A 25,049-nucleotide genomic window follows, 5' to 3' on the forward strand; every position below is an offset into this window, starting at 1 on the left:
GAACTACTCCCTTACTGGCCAGCACGATGGTCTTCCTCTTCACACCCGGTGCGATCGGTCGTTCGGCGGCGCGCCCGGGGATGGCTCTGATCATAAACCCGGGCAAGATGTTGAAAGTCAAGATGAGTATAGACCTGGGTTGTGGCAATGTCCGCATGACCCAGCAATTCCTGAACCGCGCGCAGGTCGCCACTGGATTCCAGCATGTGACTGGCAAAGGAATGCCTGAGCAGGTGGGGGTGCAAACGCTGGTCCGCGCCGTGCAGAATACCCCAGCGAGACAGGCGACTCTGGATACTGCGCCGGCTCAGGCGGGTACCCCGCTGGCTGACAAACAGTGCCTTCTCACCCTCGGTGACCAGTGCCCGCCGGCAGGACAACCACTGTTGCAACGCCGCCACGGCCTTGCGGCCGACCGGCAGCACGCGCTCCTTGTTACCTTTACCGAGAACGCGGATTTCTGGGCCCTTCAGATCCAGAGCCGACAGATCGGCCCCGGCCAGCTCCGCCAGCCGAAGGCCGGAGGAATACATCAGTTCGAACATGGCCAGATCACGGATTTCGAGGGGGTCTTCGGGGGTGGCATCCAGTAACTGGCCAATCTGATCAACATCCGCAACGCGGGGCAAACGCCGACCACTTTTCGGCGCCCTGATGTCCAGAGCCGGATTATCGATGGCAAGCCCTTCGCGAAGCAGGTACTGGTAGAAACGCCGAATCGACGACAGGTGCCGGGCAATGCTGCGTCCGCTCAGCCCATCCCGGCTGAGCCGGGCTACGTAGCGCCGAACATCGTGGGCAGACAGCTCTGACCAGTCATTGAGGCCGTTATCCGCAAGCCAGGCGACCAGCCGCTGAAGGTCGCGCTGATAGTGTTCGCAGGTACGGGGTGAATGCCGTTTCTCGGATTGCAGATGACGAATGAAGCCGGTCAGCGCCGCCAATTGGCTCGCTGATCCTTTGTGGTCACTCGCCGCCACGCTCACCCCTGGCCGGTCTCCGCCGTCAGATCCGTCACCGGAGCGCCGGTACCATGGCGCTTGAGCATGGGCGGCAAAAGCCGGCTCAGGGTGTCACTGATGTAGCTCAGGAACAGCGAGCCCATGCTCTGATCAAAGTAACCGGGTTCACAACTGCCGACAGCAAACACACCCACCAGACCTTCGTGGCGCAGGGGCACAAGGGCAACGGAGGCGATGGGCTCGTCACGGTCCGGGAACAGGAATTCACGCTCATTCTCGCGGAACTGGCCACAAACGGCCCGCTCCCCTTCCAGCAGGCTTCCCAACCGTTCGCGTGCCGCGGCCGCATCCACCATATGCAGGGCACCCTGTGACTGAAGCTGACCGGTTTCACTGAACAGAAGTACCGACGCGGCATCCAGACCAAAATCACCCCGGATACTGTCATCAATGGCAGCCGCCATATCCTGCAGGTTACGGGCTTCAATCACCTGCATCAGCAGGCGTTTGCTTTTCTCGAACAACCGGTCGTTGTGGCGGGCGATGGACACCAGTTCCACCAGCTCCCGGCGTAACGTGTCCCGCTGTTCCCGGAACAGGTGCACCTGACGCTCCACCAGGGAAATCGCCCGGCCGCTGTCATGGGGCAGAGTCAAACTGCGCAGCAGCTCGTCCTGGCCGATAAAAAAGTCCGGATTGGCCCTCAGATATTCTGCGACCTGTTCCCTGGTGAGTTCGCCGGCCTTCTGGCGGGCCGTTTGTTCTGTCATCGTGTTCTCCTGATCGGTTCAGGCCCCGTTTTTATGAGGTCGGGTGTTCGGGCGGGCACTCCTGCGGCGCCGGGGCTGGGGTTCGCCAGGCAGCCGCAACTGGCCTTCAAATACCGTGGTTGCAGGACCTTCCATCATAACAGGGGTACCTTCCCCCTGCCATTCAATGACCAGCCTGCCGCCACGCAACTCGACTTCGACCCGGCTGTCCAGCAAGCCGCGGAGACAACCGGCCACCACCGCTGCACAGGCACCGCTGCCGCAGGCGAGTGTTTCGCCGGAGCCCCGTTCAAACACACGCAACCGGGCATGGCGGCGATCAATCACCTGCAGAAAACCAATGTTGGCCTTGGCCGGAAACCGGGGATGCTTTTCCAACTGCGGGCCAAGGCTTTCCACCGGCGCCGTATCGACATTGTCCACCACCAGCACTCCGTGGGGATTACCCATGGAGATGGCTGACAGCTCGACCGTCTGACCATTCACGTCGACGGTATACACATCCTTGCGCTGATCCGCTGCAAAGGGGATCGCGGGGGGGTTGAGCTCCGGCACCCCCATGTTGACCGCTACCAGGCCATCCCGACCCACTTTGAGCTCAATCACACCCTTGGCAGTCTGGACCCGGATAACACGCTTGTTGGTCAGGCGCTGATCGCGCACAAAGCGGGCGAAGCAGCGGGCTCCGTTGCCGCACTGTTCCACCTCCGAGCCATCGGCATTGAAAATGCGGTAGCGAAAATCAACATCCGGAAGCCCCGGTGGCTCCACCACCAGCAGCTGATCAAAACCGATCCCGAAATTGCGATCCGCCAGCTCCCGGATGGTGTCCGGGGCCAGCCGGAATGGCTGGCTGATGGCGTCTACCACCATGAAGTCGTTACCCAGCCCGTGCATCTTGGTAAAGCGCAGGACCGGACCCTGGCCACGTCGTTGCTGAGACATCTCGTTCCCCCCGCTCATTCCGGCAGGCAACTTTCCGGCGCCAGCTGGTCGTCCAGAGTCTCCCGGCGCCGAACCACATGCACCTGATCTCCGTCCACCATCAACTCCGGGGGCCGGTTGCGGGTGTTGTAGTTGGAGGCCATAACAAAGCCGTAGGCCCCGGCCGAGCGTACCGCCAGCAAATCGCCAGCTTTCAGGCGCAGAGAGCGATCCTTGCCGAGGAAATCGCCGGTTTCGCACACCGGGCCCACCAGGTCCCAGGGCCTTTCCTCACTGTCCTGATGGGGCTGAACCGGAATAATGGCCTGCCAGGCACTGTAGAGCGCGGGTCGGATCAGATCATTCATGGCCGCATCGATGATGGCAAAATTCCGGTGCTCGGTGCACTTCAGGAATTCTACCCGGGTCACCAGAATACCCGCATTCGCGGCAATGGAGCGGCCCGGCTCGAGCACCAGTTCCAGCTCCCGATCGCCCAGGCGTTCATTGAGCGCTTTCACATAATCTGCCGGTTGCGGCGGGGTTTCCTGGTTGTAGGTCACACCCAGACCGCCCCCCATATCAAGATGACGAATACGGATGCCCTGCTCTGCCAGAGTGTCGATCAGGGAAAGTACCCGGTCCAGGGCATCCAGGAACGGCGAAACAGACGTCAGCTGTGAGCCGATGTGGCAGTCCACCCCGTGGATATCCAGGTTGGGCAGGCTGGCCGCCCGGGCATAGACTGCCGGCGCCTCGGCGATATCGATGCCGAACTTGTTTTCCTTCAGGCCGGTCGAGATATAAGGATGAGTGCCCGCATCCACGTCCGGATTCACTCGCAGGGAAATGGGCGCTTTCACTCCCAGTTCGCCAGCCACCTTGTTCAGGCGATCAAGCTCGGTGTCGGATTCGACATTGAAACAGCGAACGCCGGCCTCCAGGGCCCGCTTCATTTCCCATTCCTGCTTGCCAACGCCGGAAAAAACCACTTTACCGGCATCCCCGCCGGCACGAAGCACACGTTCAAGCTCTCCGGCCGAGACTATGTCAAAACCGGCCCCCAGACGAGCCAGCACATTGAGCACGGCCAGATTGCTGTTCGCCTTGACCGCATAACACACCAGATGAGGGCGATTCTTCAGGGCCTCATCGTAAGCACGGTAATGGCGCTCCAGCGTCGCCCGGGAATAGATGTAGGCTGGCGTACCAAAGCGCTCGGCGATATCGGCAACGGCAACGTCTTCGGCGTAGAGTTCGCCGTTACGGTAATTGAAGTGATCCATGCTGTTCCTGAAAGCTTAAGGTCGGGTGGTCTGGCTCAGGGCTGTTCATTGTCCTCATCGGCATTTTCGCCCGCCTCCGCAGCTGCCTCGGTGTCACCAGTCTGCGATGGTACGGCGTCGGGCACCGGCGCGTTCCGGTACAGCGGCCCTTTCTGGCCACAACCGGATACCATCAAAACCACAAACACCGAGAGCGCGACGGCCAGGCGGCGCACAAGCCCAAGCTGCATACCCAATCCCCTGAGTGAATAATGGCCGAAGTATACCCGACACCCGGGCCGCACCGCGAGGATTCACATGTTCAGGACAGGTGCTGGTTTAGGGCATCTTCCAACTGCGCCCGGTAGAACAGGTACTGGCTGGTCTGGATATCGCGCTGATACAGCTGTGGATCGAGATCGTGGGGCAGATGCAGGTCAGTCAGATACACCGGATAGGGGTCCGGACTCTGCCGCAGGGAGCGGATGTAATGGGCCACCGCCGGAATCAACCGGTCGCCATATTCCTGCACGGTAAACTCCTGATCGTTGCAATACAGATCAAAGCGCAGAATGCTGTCACCCTGTTGCACGCCCACCGCCTGCACTTCGAGGCCGGACAAGGGCATTCCGGCGACCAGTTCTGGCCGCGGATCGGCCAGCCATCGGCCATCCCTGCGTACCAGTTCGTAACACCGGATACCGGCGACCGGCTCCAGATTATCTGCCTGGCGCAACTGCCGGCGCTCAATAACACTGTCCAGAAATCGCAATAACGGTGCCAGTAGATGACGGCGTTGCTGGGCCTTCAGCTGGCGATGCCACAGACTGCCATACTCATCCACCACCCAGAGCTGGCCCTGGTCTCCCTGCAGCTGCCAGAATACCTGGATGTTACCGGCTTCGGAGGCTTCACATACCGCTTTCAATAGGGGAGCATCCTGCAAAGCATAGCGATCCGGCACCACCGGCAGAAAACTGTCCTGGGGCTGGAACAAGGCATCCATCAATGCCGCGCGGCTATCCAGGGCAACAAACCCCGGCTCCTGGCCATTGAACTGGAGCAGAAAATAACGCTGATCCATCTCGATGATATAACGCAAGGGATGGGGGCCGGTGCCGCCTGCAAAAAACTGTCGGAGCACATCGGCAAACAACTCACTCACACGCCGGGCAATGGCCTGTCCGTGCCCCCGGCTGGGCGCCATCACTCGGATATCCGGCAATTCCGCAGGGTTGATCGCCACCTGAGCGAGCACATTCTTCAAACACTGGATCAGGGTATCCCCGGCCGCGTAATGCTGCAGACTGACTTCGTGCCAGCTGTTCAGGGTAATCTGGTCGATGGTCACCACCAGGTTGTCCCGGGCCCCACTGAACCCGAGCGAGTCGTTGCGGGCGCTGAGTTTATGCAGCCCCCGCTCGGTCAGATGAGCCTGTGGGTCCACCGCCACATTCAGCAACAACAGGTTGCGTAACGGCCGTACTGCACGGGACAGGGCCTGCCGGGGCGCCGGGGGCATAGGCACCGGCAGGAAACCAGCCAGCACATCCAGTATTTCCTTCAACTCGCTGACCGACGCCACGCTCTGGCCCGCTCGCACATTCAACCGTGTACTGCGACTGAGCAGCCCGTTGCAGTAACACCAGACAAGCAACTCAGCCAGGTTGCCGGCGCGGCGAATAACCGGCTGCCAGAAGGCGTCGGACGGATCTTCAAGATCCCGGTACAACAACCAGCCGTCTCCGGCTGCCCCCTGTTCACTGCGATGGTGAAACGACAGATTCTCTTCTGCCAGCGAGGGCACCAGCCCAGGATTGATCAGCTCGACCTTACCGGCCTTGCGCTGGAAGGCGGCATAGAGCTTGCGGCCCAGCAGGTTGATGTCATTGGCGCTGATCGACGCCTGTGCATCCTGTTCCCGGGCCAATCTGGCCAGCAAGCGGTAACTGTGGGTAAGCTCGGCAACCACCCGCCGGCGTAACCCCATCACTTCCTCGGCACACCAGCGCTGACGATCGTCCAGCCTGCCCAGATCCTCCGATGACCAGCCCCAGCCTTCAACCAGGCTGCGCAACAACTCGACCCGCCAGGGGTCACCTACCATACCCGCCCGGCTGAGCGGCAAGCCGGATTTCAGGTACAGGCTTCGGCGCACCAGCTCCAGCCGATCTGCGCCGTCACGGGCCAGCAACCACTGCTCCAGTCTCTGGTACAAAAGCACGTAGGGGTCCAGGGCATCGGCGCTGATCACACCATTGTGAACCGCCTGCTTGAAGCTGGCCGAGAGCAGTGGTCGCTCCCGGTCGGTGGCGTAACATTCAATCAACAGCAGCTTGAGGATGGCTTTCCAGGGCGCATCGATTCCTTTGTAGAGCTGCCAGATGCCAGCGCCAGGCAGTTCTGCGGGAGGAATGTCCGGCACCGCGCCAAAGTCGATGTAATCCCTGGCCTGGATAAACCGACACTCCACCAGCTGTCGCCGGCAGTGGTCGTAATCGGCCTCCCGGTCTACCGGGATCAGCCACCACAACGGATATTGGCCGGCGAGGTGAATGCTGGTGCGGTAGAACTCATCCAGCAACAGAAAATGCTGGGCGCTGCCGCAGTTTTCCCCGGTGACTTCCACGCGCTGTCGCCCGGCCCGCCAATCGGCGGCAGAGAACACAAACACGTGCAGCTCCACCCCCAGGCCACCGGCCCATTCCGACAGTTTTTCGGCTTTTCGCTCCAGGCACCGAATGCCCGACGCCGGCAAATCCTGACGGTGGCAGAGCCAGACATCCAGATCACTGGCCACCGAGTGGCCGAGGGTGCCAGGGCTTCCCATCAGGAACAGACTGTCCAGATCAGGCTTTCGAGTGCCCTTGTCACGATAGTGAAAGCTACGGGCGTAACGGCGGGCGGCGTCCAGCACTTCCTGGCCGGGCGTGTAACCACTGAAGCCGTCCGGGCAGTTACCATCCAGATAGCCAGGCAAGGCCGGATGGTTACGGTGAAAAACCAGCGGCAACAACTCCAGCACCATCTGCTGCCGGTAGGTCAGTGCCGAGCACGCCCGCTGCCAGCGCTGCTGGTTAACCAGCAGAAACCGGTCCCGCAGGCGCCTGAGCGTCTTTCGGTCGATTCCATCCTCGAAATCGAGAACTATGGGCGCGGCGTGAACGGTCAAGAGAGCTCCGGCAAGAGGTTATTTTCGGCAAGATAGTCAGTATGATGAATGAATCGTGGCAAAACCTGTAAAAAAATAAAAGCACAGGCAGTGAACACGCTGCCAGCCCGAGCGAGGCACCCGAGCTGTGAAAGAGTTTCTGATTCAACGCTACCGGCCCGATCCGACGGGCCCCGTTATCCGGCCCACCCTGCTTCGGGTGGATGACGATGGCCGGATCATCCAGGCTGATCGCCATGCAGAAACCATGTTTGGCTACGACATCAGCGATCTGACCGGGCAGAAAGTCCAGCATATTCTGGCTTCCCGCCAGGACGATCCCTTCGCCCCCGCCCACCGACACCGGCTCGACAATGGCCAGACAGTGCTGGTGACGTTTCGCCACAAGGATGGCTTTTTCTTTACTGCCCTGCTCGGGCTGCGAATGGAGGTCCGGGATTCAGACCAGGCCGCTACCGCCTCGATTACCCTCAGAGACAGCGATGCCATGGATAGCCGGATTCAACGACTGGCGGAACAGAATGCCGGCTTTGGTCTCTGGGAACTGGACATGCCCAGCAACGAGATCAGCTGGTCCGAAGGTATGTACCGCCTGCTGGAACTCAAAGCCGGCAGCGAGCTGACACCGGAACAGGCGCTGTTTTACTGCCAGACAGGCCAGAACCGGGTACGAGCGATGTTCAGGCGCTGTATGCGCACCGGCCAGCCGTTCAGCATGGACCTGACCATTCTCACCAGCCGGCAACGGCCACAACGGGTTACTCTGGCCGGTCGTGCTCTGAAGAACGGCGGCCGGGTGCAAAAACTCGGCGGCGTGATGGTCAACCACAGCGAGGCCATGGTCCACGATCTGGAAAAACAACAGGCTCAGCAGATTCTTCAAGCCACGACCGCCGCATCCTCTGATCTGGTGGTAGCCATCGACACCGAGTTAAGACTGTTGCATTTCAACACCCCCTGGTGCCAGCAGTTTCAACACGCCTTTGACCTGACGCCAAAGACCGGAGACAACCTGCGCAGCCTTTTGAAGGACTTCCCAAATGAGCGGAGACTGATCGAACGGCTATGGCAACGGGCCTTCGACCGTGAGCATTTTGTGGCAGAAATGCCCCTGAACCGCCAGGGAGAGGGACTGCCGATTTACGAATTTCACTTCCAGAGCATCCGCGGAGACCGGGGTGAGGTCACCGGGGCCGTTCATGTCGCACGCGATATCAGCAACCGGATCCAGCACACCAGCAACAGCGATTACCGCATGCGACACGATCCGGTCACCGGACTGATGAATCGCCGTTCTTTCATCGAACACCTGGAACGGGCCATGGGCCATCGCCACAAACGCCAGAGCACCGACGGGCTGCTGTTTCTGGATCTGGACAACTTCGAACAGTTCAACGAGGACGCTGGCAGCGGCACCTGCGACCGCTACCTGCGGGAACTGGCCGCCATGCTCGGGCTGCGCGTACGACAGCGTGATGCCCTGGCACGACTGGCCGGCGATACCTTTGCGCTGTTCATCGAGAATTGCCCGGAACCCAGAGCGAGAAAGATCGCCGAGGAAATCCGCGAACAGATTGCCCAGTTCCAGTTTGAATGGCAGGGGCATACCCTGCAGACCACTACCAGCGGCGGTCTGCTGATTCTGGACAGTGAGTTGCCGGAACGGGCCGACACCCTGCTCACCCAGGCTGCGGACTTGTGCCATACCGCCAAGACTTCAGGCCGGAACCGGATCCACACCGCCCATGCACTGCCGGATGCCGCCGGCGATACCGGTACAGACAAGCAGATGGAACAGCTGCGCCAAGCCCTGGACCAGCATCAACTGATCCTTGAGTTCCAGGCTCTGAAGCCGGTGGCGAGTGTGACCTGGGGCGACCATATTGAAATACTGTGCCGCATTCCTGGCCGGGAGCCGGACAACAACACACTCCTGCCTGGACAGTTCCTGCCCCTGGCCGAGCGCTTTGACCTGGCCAAACGGCTGGACCGTCAGGTCATCCGTCAGACCCTGGACTGGCTGGGGCAGCACCGACTGCTGGAACCAAGGCTGAAATACTGCGGCTTCAACCTGTCTCTGGCCTCGGTACTGGATGACACCTTTGCCGATTTCATGGAACAGCTACTGGCACCCTCACCGTTCCGGGCGGAGTGCTTCTGCCTGGAGATCCGGGAAGCCCATGCCACCCAGTATCCGGACGAAGTGGCCGTGCTCTGCGATGCACTGCATCGAATCGGTTGCCGGGTGGCTCTGGAGGGCGCTGGTGCCTCCGTGGAAAGCTACAGCCTGGCCGCCCAGCTGCCGGTGGATATCATCAAACTGGATAGACGGGTGATGGATCATCTGGAGGATGACCCGGTTCAGCAAGTAATGGTGGATGCCCTGCATCGTATTGCAGAAGCCGCAGGCAAGGAGACCGTTGCCACCTTTATCGAGAGCGACGAAACCCTGAGAAAGGTCCGTACCCTGGGCATCCATTTTGGCCAGGGTTACCGGTTATCAAGGCCCCGACCGCTGGCGGAGCTGAAGCCGGTAGGGGTTGAGCTGAGTACGGGCTGGATCGGCGGCTAAGTTATGTTGAGGGCAGGCTTCATTCTACCCCGACCTCACACTGGATCACTTCAGAACCGCTTCCGCGGCTGCTTACCAGCCCTCCGTCGGGATTCCGTGTTCCCTGAGGTAATCGCCGTTCCTTTCGAGATAGCCTTTTGTGCGTTCCGTGAACCGGGAAGGGTCACCCGGCAACTCCGTGGCCTGCATGCGCATCACCTCGATCTCGTTGCCAATCTGGTTCGAAATCCAGACCACCACGGTACCGCCGGGCGCCAGGCCAATGGTCAGGAGGTTCCGGGGGCCTGAGCGCACATCAACCTGCGTAACATAGGTTGCCGGCTCCCGCATTCGGTCCAGCAGGTCTTCCGGCACCTGAATGATCTTGGTGTAATATTTCTGCTCCGCGTAGGAAAACCACTTGACCAGAATCAGTTCCGGAAAGGGGTCAGCTCTGCCCCCAGGCCCGGTTGGGCCACGGGCCCCCTTCCAGCAGCACCCCACCGTGCCTATCGGCTGGCGCCAGCTCCGCTCACCCGACTTCTCCAGGAACATATCAGTCACCCACACTTCGTAGTGCTGTGGCGCCGCTATCCTGACCATCCAAAGAGTGTCGTCCGCCTTCGACCACGCCGAACAGCCGCTGCCCAACAGGGCGATGGCCATGACTCCCATGGCCAGTATTTTCTGAATCATTAGTCGCCCTCTGTCTGTGGATACACCAGGCGCTCGCCTGAAGGTGCTGGTGCATTGGGATGAAACCCCTGCAACTTCGCAGGCAAGCCCGCCACCATGGTCTCAATAGCGTTGTAGTGCGCCGAGTAATGGATATAGCGCTGGAGCAACAAGTTCTCATGTTCCGTGGTCAGTGAGGGGGCGTCATTCCCTTGTACAACCTGTTCCAGAATTTGTTGAAGGATGGGTTCAAGTTCACCCTGTATCAACACGGTCTCATCAGTGGGATCAACTTCTCTCAGTGGCACTTCCTGTTCTACCGCCAATCGGTGCATCAACCGAAGAGGCACCCGTGAATACTCCCCCCGCACCTGGCGCAGCATCCGCAACACCAGTTCTACCCGGCCATCCTGGGCCGGGTGCTCGTGGCGCAGGGTGACAATGTCCAACCGGGCTGGCCCTTCCGGGCCCTGGTCTTTCGGCCATGCCTGCAATTGCTCGGATTGCCGTACCGGCAGATTATATGGGCCAATCCAGCCTGCCGCCTCTATCTGTTGCCGCTTGGCCTCCAGGTTATCCCATTGGAGGGTTTGGTCCGGCCTGCTCAGCCGGTCGCGAGGCACCTGTAACCTGAGGCTTAACAGCACGTCCTCTCGCTGGCTGTCGCCGTAGCCACCGCCAATATCGGAATGAACACCCGGCAGGGAAATTTCCCGGAAGTTGGCCGGCAAGCTGCCGTCGCGGCTTCGCAGACTGTTAAGGGCAAAGTTCCTGCGGTGCTCATGGGCCGCGGTCAGGTGCACCGCCTGGCCCACCTTGCCTGGATCCAGGTACAACTCCACCGGGTGGTTGCGGTTGTTATGGGCCAACGCATCACCAGCAGCGAGGTTAACGATGGCGGCCACGGAGTCGAACAGCCCCACGAAGCGAATTTCTACCGTCTTCGGCCAGAGGATACCGCTGTCAGCCAGCATCTGGGCCAGCAGACCATTCTCCCCCTGATTTATCTCGTGTGCAGTATGGCGGCCAGCCGCCGCGCCCCGGCTGAAGCCGAACAGGTCCAACGTAAGTTTGTCGATGGGTTTGTCCAGACGGTCGGCGGGCAGGTTCTGCAAGACTTCTTTCACCCGCAAGGCCAGTTGCGAGAAAGCATAGTCCACCTGTGCGATAACGCCGGCCTCCCCCATGCCGGTGGCTGCGCTATACATCACATCATCCTCGCCAGTCTTGGTGCCAGCCCCAGGAGCATAAATTTTACGCCGGTAGGTGCTGGTACCCTCCTCTTTTTCGTCTTCGACGTACAAATCCCACAGCTTCGCCACATTGCTGGCCGCATTGGCGTAACTGTCGCCCAACATCAGACCCATCCGCCGCTCACACTCTTCCCGGCCGATGGTGTTATTTTCGTAGGGAATCAGGCACTCCTGCTCCAGCTGCTCAACGAAGGCCCGGGTATTGGCGGCGTTGTTCATGGTGCCATCGGTAAACAGGCCCACTTCCAGGTGTATCTTTGGGGCGGGTGCCTGAGAGGAGTCTGCCTTAGCGTCTTCGGTTGCGGATGCTGCAGACATCAACACGGGAGCCACCAGTGCGGAAGCCCCTAAGGGCAGGCTCAGCCGATGGTCATCCACGCTACCTTGAGCCGCCCGCTCCCGGCGCTGACGCTGCCGGTAGTTCATTGAGAACATGTTCACTTCCAGCGACCCGACACCCCAGGATTCGGATTGGCGCAACTGCTCGCAGGTAATGCCACAGTTGTTCAGCTCTGCTACTGCACACTCAATCTCAGATGGAACGTTCAGCCAACTGCCCTCTATCCGCCACTGGCCACCGGCAGGCAGACTGTTGTCTGGCCGCCAGGTCACCATCGGCGAGAAAGGCTTATTCCACTCCGAACAGACCAACATCAACTCGCCGTCTCTGACCGCCCGATGGACAGTTTCCGCTAGGTTCCGTCGGTCACCAGAGCCATACCTGAACAGCGATTGCATGCTTGAACGAAGATGGTTGTCCTGCTCAACCAGGAGGCGGGCCCTGTCGGCAGCAAAAAAAGGAGTTTCAACAAAGGGAATGTCGAGGACCTTCAATTCTGAAGGCCTGACCAGTTTCACAAAGCTCATCGTCAGCGTCCTTGTTGACGGTAGCAAGCAGGTAAAGTTAGTCGGACAATCCTAGCCGATATTGTGTATTTATGACAAAACCGCACTTTACGGTTTTGTCATAAACTTTTTTTCTAAACTGCCTCGCCCATGACAGCCAATCGACTATGCCAGAGTTTTCCGAGCGCGGGCCACCGCTGCACGTACCTGGTTTGGCGCAGTTCCACCCAGATGATCACGGGCCTGCACGGAACCTTCCAGGGTCAGCACGTCGAACACATCTTCGCCGATCACATCGGAGAACTGTTGAAGTTCCTCCAGCGTCATATCTGACAGGTCACGACCTTCGGCGACACCGAAAGCAACTGACTTGCCGACAATCTCATGGGCATCACGGAACGGCACGCCTTTCTTGACCAGGTAATCAGCCAGATCCGTGGCGGTGGAGAAGCCCCGCTTGGCGGCTACCCGCATGTTGTCGGCCTTGGCCCTGATGGCCGGGATCATGTCGGCGTAGGCCTTCAGGCAGCCCTTGATGGTATCGACCGTGTCGAACAGCGGCTCTTTGTCTTCCTGATTGTCCTTGTTGTAGGCCAGCGGCTGGCTCTTCATCAGGGTCAGCAGGCTGATCAGATGGCCGTTTACCCGGCCGGTCTTGCCACGCACCAGCTCGGGTACATCCGGGTTTTTCTTCTGGGGCATGATCGAGGAACCGGTGCAGAACCGGTCCGGCAGGTCGATGAAATCGAACTGGGCGGAGGTCCAGAGCACAAGCTCTTCACTGAACCGGGACAGGTGGGTCATCAGCAGCGCGGCGAAACTGCAGAATTCAATGGCGAAATCCCGGTCGGAGACCGAATCCAGGCTGTTTTCAGTGGGCCGGTCAAAGCCCAGCAGTTCGGCGGTCAGATTGCGGTCAATCGGGTAAGTGGTGCCGGCCAGGGCAGCAGCCCCCAGAGGCATCACGTTCACCCGCTTGCGGCAATCCTGCAGACGATCGGCATCGCGCACCAGCATTTCGTACCAGGCCAGCAAATGGTGGCCAAAGGTAACCGGCTGGGCGGTCTGCAGGTGGGTAAAGCCGGGCATAATGGTGTCTGCCTCGCGCTCGGCCAGGTCCAGCAAGCCAGCCTGCAGGCGCGCCAGTTCCTCGGCAATCACGTCGATTTCATCGCGCAGGTACAGCCGGATATCGGTGGCGACCTGATCATTCCGGCTGCGGCCGGTATGCAGTTTCTTGCCGGTGATGCCGATGCGATCGGTGAGCCGGGCTTCGATGTTCATGTGCACATCTTCCAGGCTGACGGACCATTCGAAGCGCCCGGCTTCGATGTCTTCCTTCACGCCCTTCAGGCCGTCGATGATCTGGTCGCGCTCGGCGTCCGTCAGCACACCCACCTTCGCCAACATGGTGGCATGGGCGATGGAGCCGGTAATATCATGATGATACAGGCGCTGGTCGAAGCCCACCGAGGCGGTGAAGCGTTCAACAAAGGCATCGGTAGGCTCGCTGAAGCGGCCACCCCAGGGTTTTTCGGAGGATGTGGTCTGGTCAGACTTTTTCTGATCCGTCATGGTCTATCTTTCCTGCTGACAGCCCGGCATCATCATGCCGGCAATGGATAAGTTAAAAGTTGCGGCAGTATAGCATTCCGGCCCCGGTTAAGGAGACTCCCCTGAAACCCGACAAAGGCATGAACCACAAGGACACCGACAGCTTCTACGTGCCCGATCTGTGTCGTGTGCGGGCCGTGTTCATGCTGTTGATTACCAGCGAACTGCTGGTTCTGGTGCTGGCCATCGTGCAGGCACAGAACAGCTGGATCGACTGGAACTACTTCGGTCTGCTGTCCCTGTTCGTGCAATGGACCACCCTCACCAGCGCCGCACTGATCTGTCTGTTGCGCCCCCGCCTGGCCCGCATGAGCAACAGCCGCGCCACGATGACCATCGCCGCCATTGTCTTGCTGGACGTACTGGCGTTCAGCCTGTTTGCCGACAGCGTATTGCACCCGCAGCCGGGCGTGGCGCTCTGGCAGGGCATTGCCAAGAAGCTGTTACTGGCACTGCTGATTGTCCTGATGGTGCTGCGTTATTTTTACCTTCAGCACCAGTGGCAGCAACAGCGTGAGGCGGAAATGCAGGCCCGGCTGACCTCCTTGCAGGCCCGGATCCAGCCACACTTTCTGTTTAACAGCATGAACACCATTGCCAGCCTGATTGCCACCAATCCGGAGCAGGCGGAAGAAGCAGTGCTGGATCTGTCGGAACTGTTCCGGGCCAGCCTGCGCACCGACGACCAGCTCATTCCCCTGAACCGTGAGCTGGAACTGTGCCAGCGCTACCTGGCGATTGAGTCTCTGAGACTGGGGGAACGCCTGCAACTGGAGTGGGATATTCAACCCGGACTCGGGCAACAGGTAATACCACCCCTGACACTGCAGCCGCTGGTGGAAAATGCCATCTATCACGGCATTCAGCCGCGGCCGGAAGGCGGTGTCGTCCGGGTCGAAGTATCGGCCAAGGATCACTTTGTCTACCTTCTGGTGCAGAATCCCGCGCCGGAATCTACGGAACGCCAGCATCAGGGCAACCGGGTCGCCCTGAGTAACACCCAGGCCAGACTACAGGCACTGTTTGGCGAACCGGCCGTGCTCAAACACAGTCGCCAGGGCAATACCTACACCGTCACCCTTCGCCTGCCCCGGCGCAGCATCAACACCAGCAACCGTCAGTCACGAAACAGGCCATGAATACCGAAGACAGCAAACGCGTACTGATTGCCGATGACGAACCCCTCGCCCGCCAGCGCATTCAGCGCCTGCTAGAAGCCCTGCCGGATTACCGGGTTTGTGGCGAAGCGGTGGATGGCAACGACACCTTGCGCAAAGTGGCCGAACTGGAACCGGATATCCTGCTGCTGGACATCCGTATGCCCGGCATGGATGGCATGGAAGCAGCCGACCAGCTCAGCAAGCTCCACAATCCGCCCGCAGTGATTTTTTGTACCGCCTATGACCACTATGCCATCCAGGCGTTCGAGGTTCGCGCCGTCGCCTATCTGCTCAAACCGGTCCGGCGTGAGGCGCTGGCCGATGCTCTGGCCCGGGCCGGCAAGCTGAACCGGGTACAGAGGCAAGCCCTGGCGCAAAGTACCGATGCCGGTAACGACCAACTGGCGGTGCGCACGCACCGAGGCACCGAACTGATCGACCTGTCAGATCTGTACTACTGTGAGGCCGACCAGAAGTACGTGACTCTGCACCACCGCCACGGCGAGACGGTGTGCGACTACACCCTGAAAGAACTGGAGCAGGCTTACCCGGATCACCTTCTGCGCGTCCACCGACACACACTGGTTGGCGTGCGCTTTATCCAGGGGCTGCGGCGGTCGTCCGATGGACAGAATCAGCTGGCACTGAAAGGCAATGCCACCCTGCTGCCGGTCAGCCGCCGCCATGCCAGTACGGTCCGCCAATGGTTACACGAACACCAACCCTCCCCCTGAGGGGGTAGGCGGGGGTTCACCGCGGGACTTTTTTTCTGCCACAAGGTAACCTTGGGGCACATTTTCCCGAACGACAGTGAGTGACATGTCCAAACGTACCCTTCGCATTGCAACCCGCAGCAGCGCACTGGCGCTGTGGCAGGCGGAATTCATCAAGGCCGAGCTGGAAAGGCTGCATGACAACGTTGACGTTGAACTGATCAAGATCAAGACCCAGGGCGACAAGATCCTGGACGTCCCCCTGGCCAAGATCGGCGGCAAGGGCCTGTTCGTGAAGGAGCTCGAAGAAGCCATGCTGGACGGCCGTGCCGATCTGGCCGTGCATTCCATGAAAGACGTGCCCATGGAATTCCCCGAGGGCCTGGGGCTGGTCGCCATTTGCGAGCGTGAAGACCCCACCGATGCCTTCGTCAGCAATCAGTATGAACACATCGACCAGCTGCCTGAGGGCGCGGTAGTAGGCACCGCCAGCCTGCGTCGGGAAGCCCAGCTGCGGGCCAACCGCCCGGATCTTCAGATCAAGGTACTGCGTGGCAACGTGAATACCCGGTTGGCGAAACTCGATGCCGGTGAATACGACGCCATTGTACTGGCCAGCTCCGGCCTGAAGCGTCTCGGCTTCCACGACCGTATCCGTTACTGTCTGCCAGACACGTTTTCCCTGCCAGCCGTTGGCCAGGGTGCTTTGGGCATCGAATGCCGGGTCGGTGACACGGAACTTCTGGAGCTGATTGACCCGCTCAATCACACCGACACCTGGGACCGCGTCAGCGCTGAGCGGGCGCTGAACCGTCGCCTTGAAGGCGGTTGCCAGGTGCCCATTGCCGCCTATGCCCTGCTGGAAGACGATAACACCCTGTGGCTGCGGGGCCTGGTTGGCGCAGTCGATGGTACCCAGATTTTCCGGGTGGAAGGCCGTGCCCCGCGCGCCGAAGGTGAACGCCTGGGCCGTGAACTGGCAGAACAGCTGCTGTCCATGGGGGCCGACAAGGTGCTGGCTGAAATCTATGGCCACACCCCACGCTGAGTTTCAGCAACCGTCTGAACTCCAGGGCCGGCGTGTATTGATCTGCCGGCCCGAGCCCGAAGCCAGCCGCCTCGCCGAGGCCTTTCGTAAGGCCGGTGCCGATGCCCGGGTGATGCCGATGATGGCGCGCGAGCCTTTACCGGAAACCCCGGAGCAGCGCGGCATCCTGCAGCAGCTGGACAACTTTTCCCACATCATCGCGGTCAGCCCCTATGCCGCCCGCCGGCTGATGGAGGAAATCGACCACTGGTGGCCTCAACTTCCCGCCGGCCTGCAATGGTACGGAGTGGGCGCCGGCACCGCCGCGGTCTTTCGCGAACATGGCCTGAAACCGAGAATGCCCGCCGAAGGCTGGACCAGCGAAGCGTTGCTGGCGCTGCCATCACTGCAGCGCGTTGACGGAGAGAAAGTTCTGCTGGCTCGGGGCGAGCATGGCCGGGAACTGATTCGTGAGACCCTGGCGCAACGGGGCGCACGGATTACCACCCTGCCCCTGTACCGGCGCGTGCTGCCGTACTATTCTGCAAAACAGGTGAAGGCTCTGGTTGCCGACTTCCACCCCGAGGTGGTGATTGCGCTTTCCGGCGAAACCCTGAACAATCTGGTGGAGCTGGGCCACAGATACCAATTGGCTCTGACGCCCGACATAATCGTAGTACCTGCGGAGCGTGTAGCGGAACAGGCGCGCGCGCTGGGCTTCCGCAAGCCACTGGTGCCCGGTAGCCTGAACGATGACGACCTGGTCATCAGTGTTGCTTCCTGCCTGTCGCAGGAGGCCGGTGACAACGGATAACCAAGTAAGGATGCCCGTGACTGAAACAACAAAACAACTCCCCGCTCCCGTACAACCCGCCAGGCCAGAACGCCCACGCTTGTGGCCAGTGTGGATTGTGGCGGTTCTCGCGCTGATTCTGGCGATTGCCCTTGGGCTCTGGAACTGGCAACAGTGGCAGAAGCACCAGGCCACCCTGCAGGTGGTTCAGGACCTCCGGCAGGATACCAACCAGCTGGAAAGCCTTTACGGCAACCGCGGCAGCGAACAGAGCGTGCGGCTTCAGGCACTGGAAAACCGCGTGGCGGAACAACGGGAGCTGATTGCCACCCAGCAACGCCAGATCGATCACACCGCCCGCGAATTGCTGGAAGCCGGCAACCGCACCCGCACCGACTGGCTGCTGGCGGAAGCCGAATATCTGCTGCGTATTGCCAACCAGCGCCTGCTGATTGAAAAAGACATCCGCGGTTCACTGTCCGCCTTGGAATCGGCCGACGAGGTGTTGCGGGAATCCGACGATATCGGGGTTTATCCGGTACGCCAGCAACTGGCACGGGAAATCCAGTCCTTGAGAGGCATTCAGGGTGTCGACCGCACCGGGCTATACCTGAGACTGGAGGCTGCCATCGCCAGCGTCAACGATCTCACCGACCAGGCCCTGATCAGTGATCAGGCGCCGGGATTCGACATGGTCGAAGACCAGAATGCGCCGTCTGACGGCAGCAACATGTTCACCAGAGGCTGGAACCGGTTCCTGGGCACCCTCAAGGAAGTCGTTGTGATCCGCCGGATGGACGAACCGGTAAAACCCCTGTTGTCTCCGGACCAGAGCGCCTGGGCCCGTCTCAACCTGCAACTGATGCTGGAAGAAGCTGAAATGGCGGTCTTGCGGGGCAATCAGCCACTGTATGAACGCGCTCTGAACAAGGCCATCACCACCATCAACGACTGGTATGACGGCACCAACCCGGCCATTCGCGGGCTCAACGAGACCCTGAACGAACTGGCCGAGCGCAACGTAGACCCCGAACTGCCGGATATCAGCCAGTCCCTGAGCCTGCTGAAGGAGCGGTTGGCGGGGCGCCTGGCCACAGGCGACAACGATGCCGACAGCAAGGCGGCCAACGGGGGCGATGAGTCATGATCCGCGTATTGCTGATCCTGCTGCTTGCCCTTCTGGTGGGCACCGGGCTTTCCCTGGGGTTGACCTACGACCTGGGCTATATCCGCATCAGCCTGGGCAACTACCTGATTGAAACCAATTTCTGGGTCGGGTTGGGGCTGATTCTGGTGATCATCCTGCTGACCGTCACCCTCATCAACACGGTGCGCCGCTTCCGCCAGGGCACCGGTGTGATGGCGGGTTGGATTGCCCGCGGTAATGAGCGCCGGGCCCGGCGCCGGACCACACGAGGCCTCCTGGCTCTGGCCGAAGGCAACTGGCCCCGCGCCCGCAAACTGCTGACCAGCTCCGCCAGCCATGCCGATACCCCCCTGATCAACTATCTCGCGGCGGCCCAGGCCGCGTTCGAGTCCGGCGACCATGAAGCGGTCGATGAACTGCTGCGCAAGGCCTTTGAAAGCACACCTGGCTCCAGCATGGCGGTGGGGTTGACCCAGGCCCAGCTGCAACTGGCCGGCAACCGGCCCGAGCAGGCTTTGGCGACCCTGCTGCGCCTACGCAAGGAATCTCCACATCACCCGTTTGTCCTCAAGCTGCTGAAGAACGCCTATCTGCGTCTGGAGGACTGGCGCGAGCTGTCCCGTCTTATTCCGGAACTGCGCAAGCGCAGCGTGGTGCCAGAGAGCGAACTGAACGAGCTGGAACGTCAGGTCTGGCAAAACCTGCTGGAACAGGCCGCCGAGGAATGCCAACGCAGCCGCAAGGAAAACCCCGAAGCCAGCCTGGAACCGCTGACTCGCCTGTGGGACGAACTGCCGGGCTTTGTGCGCCGGGATGAGTACACCATCCGCGACTACGCCCGACTGCTGGCGGGACTGGGTGATGAGGCCCAGGCAGAAACGCTGCTGAGAAAGGTACTGCGTAACCACTGGAGCGACGAGCTGATCAACCTGTATGGCCGGATTCAGGGTCAGGATCCGGAGGAACAGCTATTGATTGCCGAACAGTGGCTGAAACATCGCACCAACAACCCCGAGCTGTTGCTGGCACTGGGCCGGCTCAGCCTGCGTAATGAGCTGTGGGGAAAAGCACGGGAGTACTTTGAAACCAGTCTGAAATTACGCCGTAATCGTGAAACCCTCGCGGAGCTGAGCCGGCTGAATGCCCATATGGGCGAGGAAGAAGCCAGCATCAAGCTGCTGATGCAGGGGCTGGAAACCGACCATGGCCTGCCCGACCTGCCCATGCCCCGGGCCTGAGACTTCGCAGTCTTTGATTCAGACAAACAACAAGGGCCGGCAAATTGCCGGCCCTTGTTGATAGCGCCCACTGAAACTGTCAGCTGCGGGGAGCATACTCCAGAACATCCGAGAAAAAGGCCTGCTCCGGAAGGCCAGCCTCCACCAGCGCATCCATCAGGGTATACACCATGGTGGGCGAGCCACTGGCATGAACTTCCACGTCCTGCCAATCGAACCCTGAAGCCAGCACAGCCCTGACCAGTTGGTCGTGGTGACCGCCCCAGTCATTGTCTTCATCGTCTCCCACCACCGGCAAAAAGCTGAACGGCGCCCACTCCTCCTGCCACTGCTGCGCGAGAGAACGCAGGTACATGTCCTCGTGCTTGCGCACGCCCCAGAACAGTTTGACTGGCTTCTGGTAACGGGTTTCCCGCAGGTAATCCACCAGGCTTTTCATCTGAGCAAAACCGGTACCCGCCGCCACCAGCAGCAGGGGTTTGTCCGGCATACTGGCCAGGCAGGCCTTGCCATGGGGCAGTTCCACCGTCACATCCTGGCCGGAAGTCAGCACATCGATGACTTTCTGGGCCGAGATCCAGTCGGGCGAAGCCTGGATGTGCAGTTCGATCTGCTCTGCTGAGGGGCTGCTGGCAATCGAGAAATAGCAGGGGTCAGCTCCGGGCAGAATCACCGACAGATACTGCCCGGCATGGAAAGCCACATCCCTCCGCCGGGGAAGCTGCAAGGCCACCCGGTACACATCGTGACTGATGGAACGTACGTCGATTACCTTCGCCTGGTACTGGCGGGGCTGGTAATTTCCTGATGCCATAACGGCGGGTATCTCCAGTTCAAGGTCGGCGAGCGGCCGTGTCCGACACATCATCAGTGGCTCGCCAACCGCGATAGAATGTTGATTTCGGGTATTCAGCGCCCGACCTTTCAGCAACCGGGCCTCACAGATTTCGCACACGCCGTTTCGGCAGGCTGCCGGCACCCGTATTCCGGCTGCGGTCGCTGCAGACAACAGGTCTTCAGCCTGATCCGCACCATAACCAAGCCCCGATGGCTGCAGGCGTATCCGAAACACTCTCTGCCCCCTTGTCAGTCGGGGCGGGCACCGGGAATTTCAATCCCCAGGCTGTCCCAGATGTCATCCACCCGCTGTTTAACCTCATCGGTCATGGCGATGGCAGTGCCCCACTCCCGGTCGGTCTCTCCGGGCCACTTGTTGGTGGCGTCCATCCCCATCTTCGAGCCGAGCCCAGACACCGGCGAGGCAAAGTCCAGATAGTCAATCGGGGTGTTTTCCACCAGGGTGGTGTCCCGGGCCGGATCCATCCGCGTAGTAATGGCCCAGATCACGTCTTCCCAGTTACGGGCATTGACGTCGTCATCGGTGACAATCACAAACTTGGTGTACATGAATTGCCGCAGAAATGACCATACCCCCATCATCACCCGTTTGGCATGGCCGGGATACTGCTTCTTCATGGTGACGACGGCAAGCCGGTAGGAACAGCCTTCCGGCGGCAGATAGAAATCGACAATTTCCGGAAACTGCTTCTGCAGGATTGGAATGAACACCTCGTTCAGCGCCACTCCGAGAATCGCCGGCTCGTCCGGTGGCCGGCCAGTATAGGTGCTGTGATAGATCGGATCCCGGCGGTGGGTAATGCGTTCCACGGTAAACACCGGGAACTGATCCACTTCGTTGTAATACCCGGTGTGATCACCAAACGGCCCTTCCGGCGCCATATCGTCCGGGTAGATAAAGCCTTCCAGTACAATCTCGGCACTGGCCGGTACCTGAAGATCGCTCAGGCCCGCATTCACCAGTTCCGTTCGACTCCCTCGCAGCAATCCTGCAAAAGCATATTCAGACAGCGTATCCGGCACCGGGGTAACGGCACCCAGAATGGTGGCCGGATCAGCACCCAGTGCGACCGCAACCGGATAGGGCTTGTCCGGGTTGGCCTTACGGAACTCCTGGTAATCCAGGGCGCCCCCCCGATGGCTGAGCCAGCGCATAATCAGACGGTTACGACCAATCACCTGCTGCCGGTAGATACCCAGGTTCTGACGTTCCTTGTTGGGGCCACGGGTAATCACCAGCGGCCAGGTCACCAGAGGACCGGCGTCACCCGGCCAGCAGTGCTGGACCGGTATCTGGTACAGATCCACCTTGTCTTTTTCAATCACTACATCCTGGCAGGGTGCCGAGCGCAACACCTTGGGGCTCATGCGCATGACCTGCCGGAATAATGGCAGTTTTTCAATGGCGTCCTTGAAGCCCTTGGGGGGATCCGGCTCTTTCAGAAACGCCAGCAGCTTGCCAATCTCCCGCAACGCTGCCACATCGTCCTGCCCCATGCCCAGTGCCACCCGTTTCGGTGTTCCGAACAGGTTGGCCAACACCGGCATATCGTAGCCTTTCGGATTCTCGAACAACAACGCCGGACCACCGGCACGCAGGGTGCGGTCGCAGATTTCGGTCATTTCCAGGTGGGGGTCAACTTCGGCAGTAATGCGCTTGAGCTCACCCAGCTTTTCCAGCTGGCTGACAAAGTCCCGAAGGTCGTTGTATTTCATGGTGTGCTCCGTTTCTGGTCTACGGTACTACGGAGTTTTTTCTGGTCTGGATTCAGACCTGAGTTCAGGTATTGGCCTGAGCAGCTTGAATGCTGGGGAGGGAATCCGCCCCGACCAGCCGGACATTCCATAAGAATGCCCGCCGGTCGGAAATCGGAGTCAGTATCACCGACGCTTCATGGACTGGAAGAACTCGTCGTTGGTCTTGGTGTCCCTGAGTTTATCCAGCAGGAACTCGATGGCGGCGGTATCGTCGTCCATGGAGTGCAGTAGTTTGCGCAGAATCCACACACGCTGGATGTCGGCTTCGGACATCAACAGGTCTTCGCGGCGAGTGCCGGAGCTGCGGATGTTGATGGCCGGGTATGTCCGTTTTTCGGCAATCTTGCGATCCAGATGGATCTCCATGTTGCCGGTGCCCTTGAACTCCTCGTAGATCACCTCGTCCATCTTGGAACCGGTATTCACCAGCGCGGTCGCAAGAATGGTCAGGCTGCCACCTTCTTCCACATTACGGGCAGCACCGAAGAAACGCTTGGGCTTTTCCAGGGCGTGGGCATCAACACCACCGGTCAACACCTTACCGGAGGAAGGAATGACCGTATTGTAGGCACGGGCCAGACGGGTTATGGAGTCCAGCAGAATAACCACATCTTTCTTGTGCTCGACCAGGCGCTTGGCCTTTTCGATCACCATCTCGGCCACCTGCACGTGACGGGCCGGCGGCTCGTCAAAAGTGGAGGCGATGACTTCGCCGCGCACAGTGCGCTGCATCTCGGTCACTTCCTCTGGCCGCTCGTCAATCAGCAGAACCATTACATGGCACTCTGGATTGTTACGGGTGATGGACTGGGCAATGCTCTGCATCAGCAGCGTCTTACCGGCCTTGGGCGGGGATACGATCAGGCCTCGCTGCCCCTTACCAATGGGCGCCACCAGGTCCAGAACCCGTGAGGAGAGATCCTCAGTGCTGCCGTTACCAGCTTCAAGCGTCAGACGCTCATCCGGGAACAGCGGCGTCAGGTTCTCGAACAGAATCTTGTTGCGGGCGTTATCCGGCTTGTCAAAGTTGATCTCGTTGACTTTCAGCAGGGCAAAATAACGTTCGCCGTCTTTCGGAGGACGGATCTTGCCCGCGATGGTGTCGCCGGTACGCAGGTTGAACCGACGAATCTGGCTGGGGGAAACGTAAATATCGTCCGGCCCGGCCAGGTATGAGGCATCGGCGGAGCGGAGGAAGCCGAAACCATCCTGCAGAATCTCCAGTACACCGTCACCGTAAATGTCTTCGCCGCTTTTGGCGTGTTTTTTCAGGATGGTGAAGATCACATCCTGTTTGCGCGAACGAGCCAGGTTGTCGAGGCCCATTTCTTGCGCGATATCGAGCAATTCGGGCACGGATTTCTGCTTGAGTTCAGTAAGATTCATAGTTTGTTGGATTTTCAGGAATGGAAGTAAACGACTGTTGGAATGACAGGGGCGCCCCTGAACGTGTTGATCGAATCAAAAATGAAACAAAGGTGCTGGCAGATGGAGCAACCGGTGTAGATGGAAGCCGGATATTAAATGCCGAAGCCAGAGAGTGGGAACAACTGTTCGCCGGGCAACGGCATCATCGGCCACCTTTAGCGCGAATGTCAAGCCCCTGAATAAAATTAAGCCAGTTTTTGGCATGGGGTTCACTGGTTCTGGAGCTCCCTCTGATGGGTTACTCCCTTCCCAACCACGCAGCAGATCAGGATACTGAGCCTATGATTGATGACAGACTTCCGGAGCCTACCCCATGAGCAGTGATCGCACCAGCGAACTGAAGCCCCTGAACATCGCCCTTCTGACCGTCTCGGACACCCGAGGCCCGGATGAAGACACGTCTGGCCAGTTTCTCGAGGACAGCGTTGTCGAGGCCGGTCACCGGCTTGTGGCCCGCCGCATCCTGCCGGATGACATCTACCTGGTCCGGGCCCTGATGTCACAATGGATTGCCGATCCGGAGATTCACGCCGTCATCATTACCGGCGGCACCGGCTTCCACGAACGTGACAGTACGCCGGAGGCGGTAGCGCCCCTGCTGGATAAAACCATCGACGGATTTGGTGAGGAGTTCCGGCGACTGTCCGCGTCTGAAATCGGCACCTCCACCATCCAGTCCCGGGCCTTTGGCGGCCTGGCCAACCATACGGTTATTTTCTGCCTGCCCGGCTCAACCGGGGCTTGCCGAACCGGCTGGAACGGCATTCTGGCAACCCAGCTGGACAGTCGCCATGGCCCCTGTAATTTCTCTGCTCTGGCCCTGCGCAAGCCGGACCGCCCCTACCAGCGGGTTCAGGAAGTGATTGGCCAGCGTGCCGAGCGATAAACAGGAGGA

At 60.0% G+C, this 25,049-nt stretch carries 20 protein-coding genes; 8 read left to right on the plus strand and 12 right to left on the minus strand.

Annotated features, from left to right (window positions below):
• Positions 1-11: 11 nt before the first annotated feature.
• The 6 genes from xerC to Q674_RS27000 all read right to left on the minus strand — a co-directional run bounded on the left by xerC (position 12) and on the right by Q674_RS27000 (position 7,093).
• Positions 12-986, minus strand: a complete 975-nt coding sequence (gene xerC / locus Q674_RS26980) for a tyrosine recombinase XerC (protein WP_031209908.1) — start codon at positions 984-986, stop codon at positions 12-14.
• Complete coding sequence (locus Q674_RS26985) at positions 983-1,732, minus strand: DUF484 family protein (RefSeq protein ID WP_011784041.1); 750 nt, start codon at positions 1,730-1,732, stop codon at positions 983-985. Before Q674_RS26985 ends, xerC begins: the two co-directional genes overlap by 4 nt.
• A gap of 18 nt (positions 1,733-1,750) precedes the next feature.
• A complete protein-coding gene (gene dapF / locus Q674_RS26990) occupies positions 1,751-2,677 on the minus strand; it encodes a diaminopimelate epimerase (protein WP_031209911.1) in 927 nt (308 codons plus the stop codon).
• A 14-nt stretch (positions 2,678-2,691) separates the two neighbouring features.
• Positions 2,692-3,942 (minus strand): diaminopimelate decarboxylase, encoded by a 1,251-nt coding sequence (gene lysA / locus Q674_RS26995; protein ID WP_023008371.1) that lies wholly within the window; start codon positions 3,940-3,942, stop codon positions 2,692-2,694.
• Positions 3,943-3,977: 35 nt separating this feature from the next.
• On the minus strand, positions 3,978-4,172 hold the full coding sequence (gene lptM, locus Q674_RS0120640; protein ID WP_022992130.1) for an LPS translocon maturation chaperone LptM: 195 nt from the start codon (positions 4,170-4,172) through the stop codon (positions 3,978-3,980).
• A gap of 71 nt (positions 4,173-4,243) precedes the next feature.
• Positions 4,244-7,093 carry a class I adenylate cyclase gene (locus Q674_RS27000; protein WP_011784037.1) on the minus strand — a complete coding sequence of 950 codons (2,850 nt, stop codon included), beginning with the start codon at positions 7,091-7,093 and terminating at the stop codon, positions 4,244-4,246.
• A gap of 127 nt (positions 7,094-7,220) precedes the next feature.
• On the opposite strand from Q674_RS27000, the gene Q674_RS27005 reads away from it, so the two are divergent.
• Positions 7,221-9,665 carry an EAL domain-containing protein gene (locus Q674_RS27005; RefSeq protein ID WP_023008372.1) on the plus strand — a complete coding sequence of 815 codons (2,445 nt, stop codon included), beginning with the start codon at positions 7,221-7,223 and terminating at the stop codon, positions 9,663-9,665.
• 72 nt (positions 9,666-9,737) lie between these two features.
• Here Q674_RS27005 and Q674_RS27010 read toward each other — a convergent pair whose 3' ends face one another.
• The 3 genes from Q674_RS27010 to argH form a co-directional block, all read right to left on the minus strand.
• Complete coding sequence (locus tag Q674_RS27010; protein WP_023008373.1) at positions 9,738-10,340, minus strand: DUF2931 family protein; 603 nt, start codon at positions 10,338-10,340, stop codon at positions 9,738-9,740.
• On the minus strand, positions 10,340-12,439 hold the full coding sequence (locus Q674_RS27015; protein WP_023008374.1) for a T6SS phospholipase effector Tle1-like catalytic domain-containing protein: 2,100 nt from the start codon (positions 12,437-12,439) through the stop codon (positions 10,340-10,342). Before Q674_RS27015 ends, Q674_RS27010 begins: the two co-directional genes overlap by 1 nt.
• Before the next feature lie 144 nt (positions 12,440-12,583).
• Complete coding sequence (gene argH, locus Q674_RS27020) at positions 12,584-13,993, minus strand: argininosuccinate lyase (protein ID WP_023008375.1); 1,410 nt, start codon at positions 13,991-13,993, stop codon at positions 12,584-12,586.
• Positions 13,994-14,112: 119 nt separating this feature from the next.
• Between argH and Q674_RS27025 the strand changes: the two genes are divergently transcribed.
• The 6 genes from Q674_RS27025 to Q674_RS27050 all read left to right on the plus strand — a co-directional run bounded on the left by Q674_RS27025 (position 14,113) and on the right by Q674_RS27050 (position 20,110).
• A complete protein-coding gene (locus Q674_RS27025) occupies positions 14,113-15,171 on the plus strand; it encodes a sensor histidine kinase (RefSeq protein ID WP_023008376.1) in 1,059 nt (352 codons plus the stop codon).
• Positions 15,168-15,926, plus strand: coding sequence for a LytR/AlgR family response regulator transcription factor (locus tag Q674_RS27030; protein ID WP_011784033.1), 759 nt, complete (start codon positions 15,168-15,170; stop codon positions 15,924-15,926). Before Q674_RS27025 ends, Q674_RS27030 begins: the two co-directional genes overlap by 4 nt.
• An 85-nt stretch (positions 15,927-16,011) precedes the next feature.
• Positions 16,012-16,953, plus strand: coding sequence for a hydroxymethylbilane synthase (gene hemC, locus Q674_RS27035; RefSeq protein WP_011784032.1), 942 nt, complete (start codon positions 16,012-16,014; stop codon positions 16,951-16,953).
• Complete coding sequence (locus tag Q674_RS27040; RefSeq protein ID WP_011784031.1) at positions 16,934-17,746, plus strand: uroporphyrinogen-III synthase; 813 nt, start codon at positions 16,934-16,936, stop codon at positions 17,744-17,746. The genes hemC and Q674_RS27040 overlap by 20 nt, the downstream gene beginning before the upstream one ends.
• Positions 17,747-17,756: 10 nt before the next feature.
• Positions 17,757-18,872, plus strand: coding sequence for a uroporphyrinogen-III C-methyltransferase (locus Q674_RS27045; protein ID WP_264650071.1), 1,116 nt, complete (start codon positions 17,757-17,759; stop codon positions 18,870-18,872).
• Positions 18,869-20,110: a heme biosynthesis HemY N-terminal domain-containing protein gene (locus Q674_RS27050; protein WP_023008378.1), complete on the plus strand. Its 1,242-nt coding sequence runs from the start codon at positions 18,869-18,871 to the stop codon at positions 20,108-20,110. The genes Q674_RS27045 and Q674_RS27050 overlap by 4 nt, the downstream gene beginning before the upstream one ends.
• Before the next feature lie 79 nt (positions 20,111-20,189).
• Here Q674_RS27050 and Q674_RS27055 read toward each other — a convergent pair whose 3' ends face one another.
• The 3 genes from Q674_RS27055 to rho all read right to left on the minus strand — a co-directional run bounded on the left by Q674_RS27055 (position 20,190) and on the right by rho (position 24,112).
• Positions 20,190-21,182, minus strand: coding sequence for a CDP-6-deoxy-delta-3,4-glucoseen reductase (locus tag Q674_RS27055; protein WP_023008379.1), 993 nt, complete (start codon positions 21,180-21,182; stop codon positions 20,190-20,192).
• Between the two features lie 14 nt (positions 21,183-21,196).
• Complete coding sequence (ubiD, locus tag Q674_RS27060) at positions 21,197-22,684, minus strand: 4-hydroxy-3-polyprenylbenzoate decarboxylase (protein WP_011784027.1); 1,488 nt, start codon at positions 22,682-22,684, stop codon at positions 21,197-21,199.
• Positions 22,685-22,849: 165 nt separating this feature from the next.
• Positions 22,850-24,112, minus strand: coding sequence for a transcription termination factor Rho (gene rho, locus Q674_RS27065; RefSeq protein WP_023008380.1), 1,263 nt, complete (start codon positions 24,110-24,112; stop codon positions 22,850-22,852).
• Between the two features lie 355 nt (positions 24,113-24,467).
• Here rho and moaB point away from each other — a divergent pair, with 355 nt between their 5' ends.
• The gene (moaB, locus tag Q674_RS27070; protein ID WP_014420345.1) at positions 24,468-25,040 is read left to right on the plus strand and encodes a molybdenum cofactor biosynthesis protein B; all 573 of its coding nucleotides are present in this window, start codon (positions 24,468-24,470) and stop codon (positions 25,038-25,040) included.
• Positions 25,041-25,049: the final 9 nt, after the last annotated feature.

Origin of the sequence: Marinobacter sp. EVN1, assembly GCF_000475375.1 — a bacterium.
Taxonomy (GTDB): domain Bacteria; phylum Pseudomonadota; class Gammaproteobacteria; order Pseudomonadales; family Oleiphilaceae; genus Marinobacter; species Marinobacter nauticus.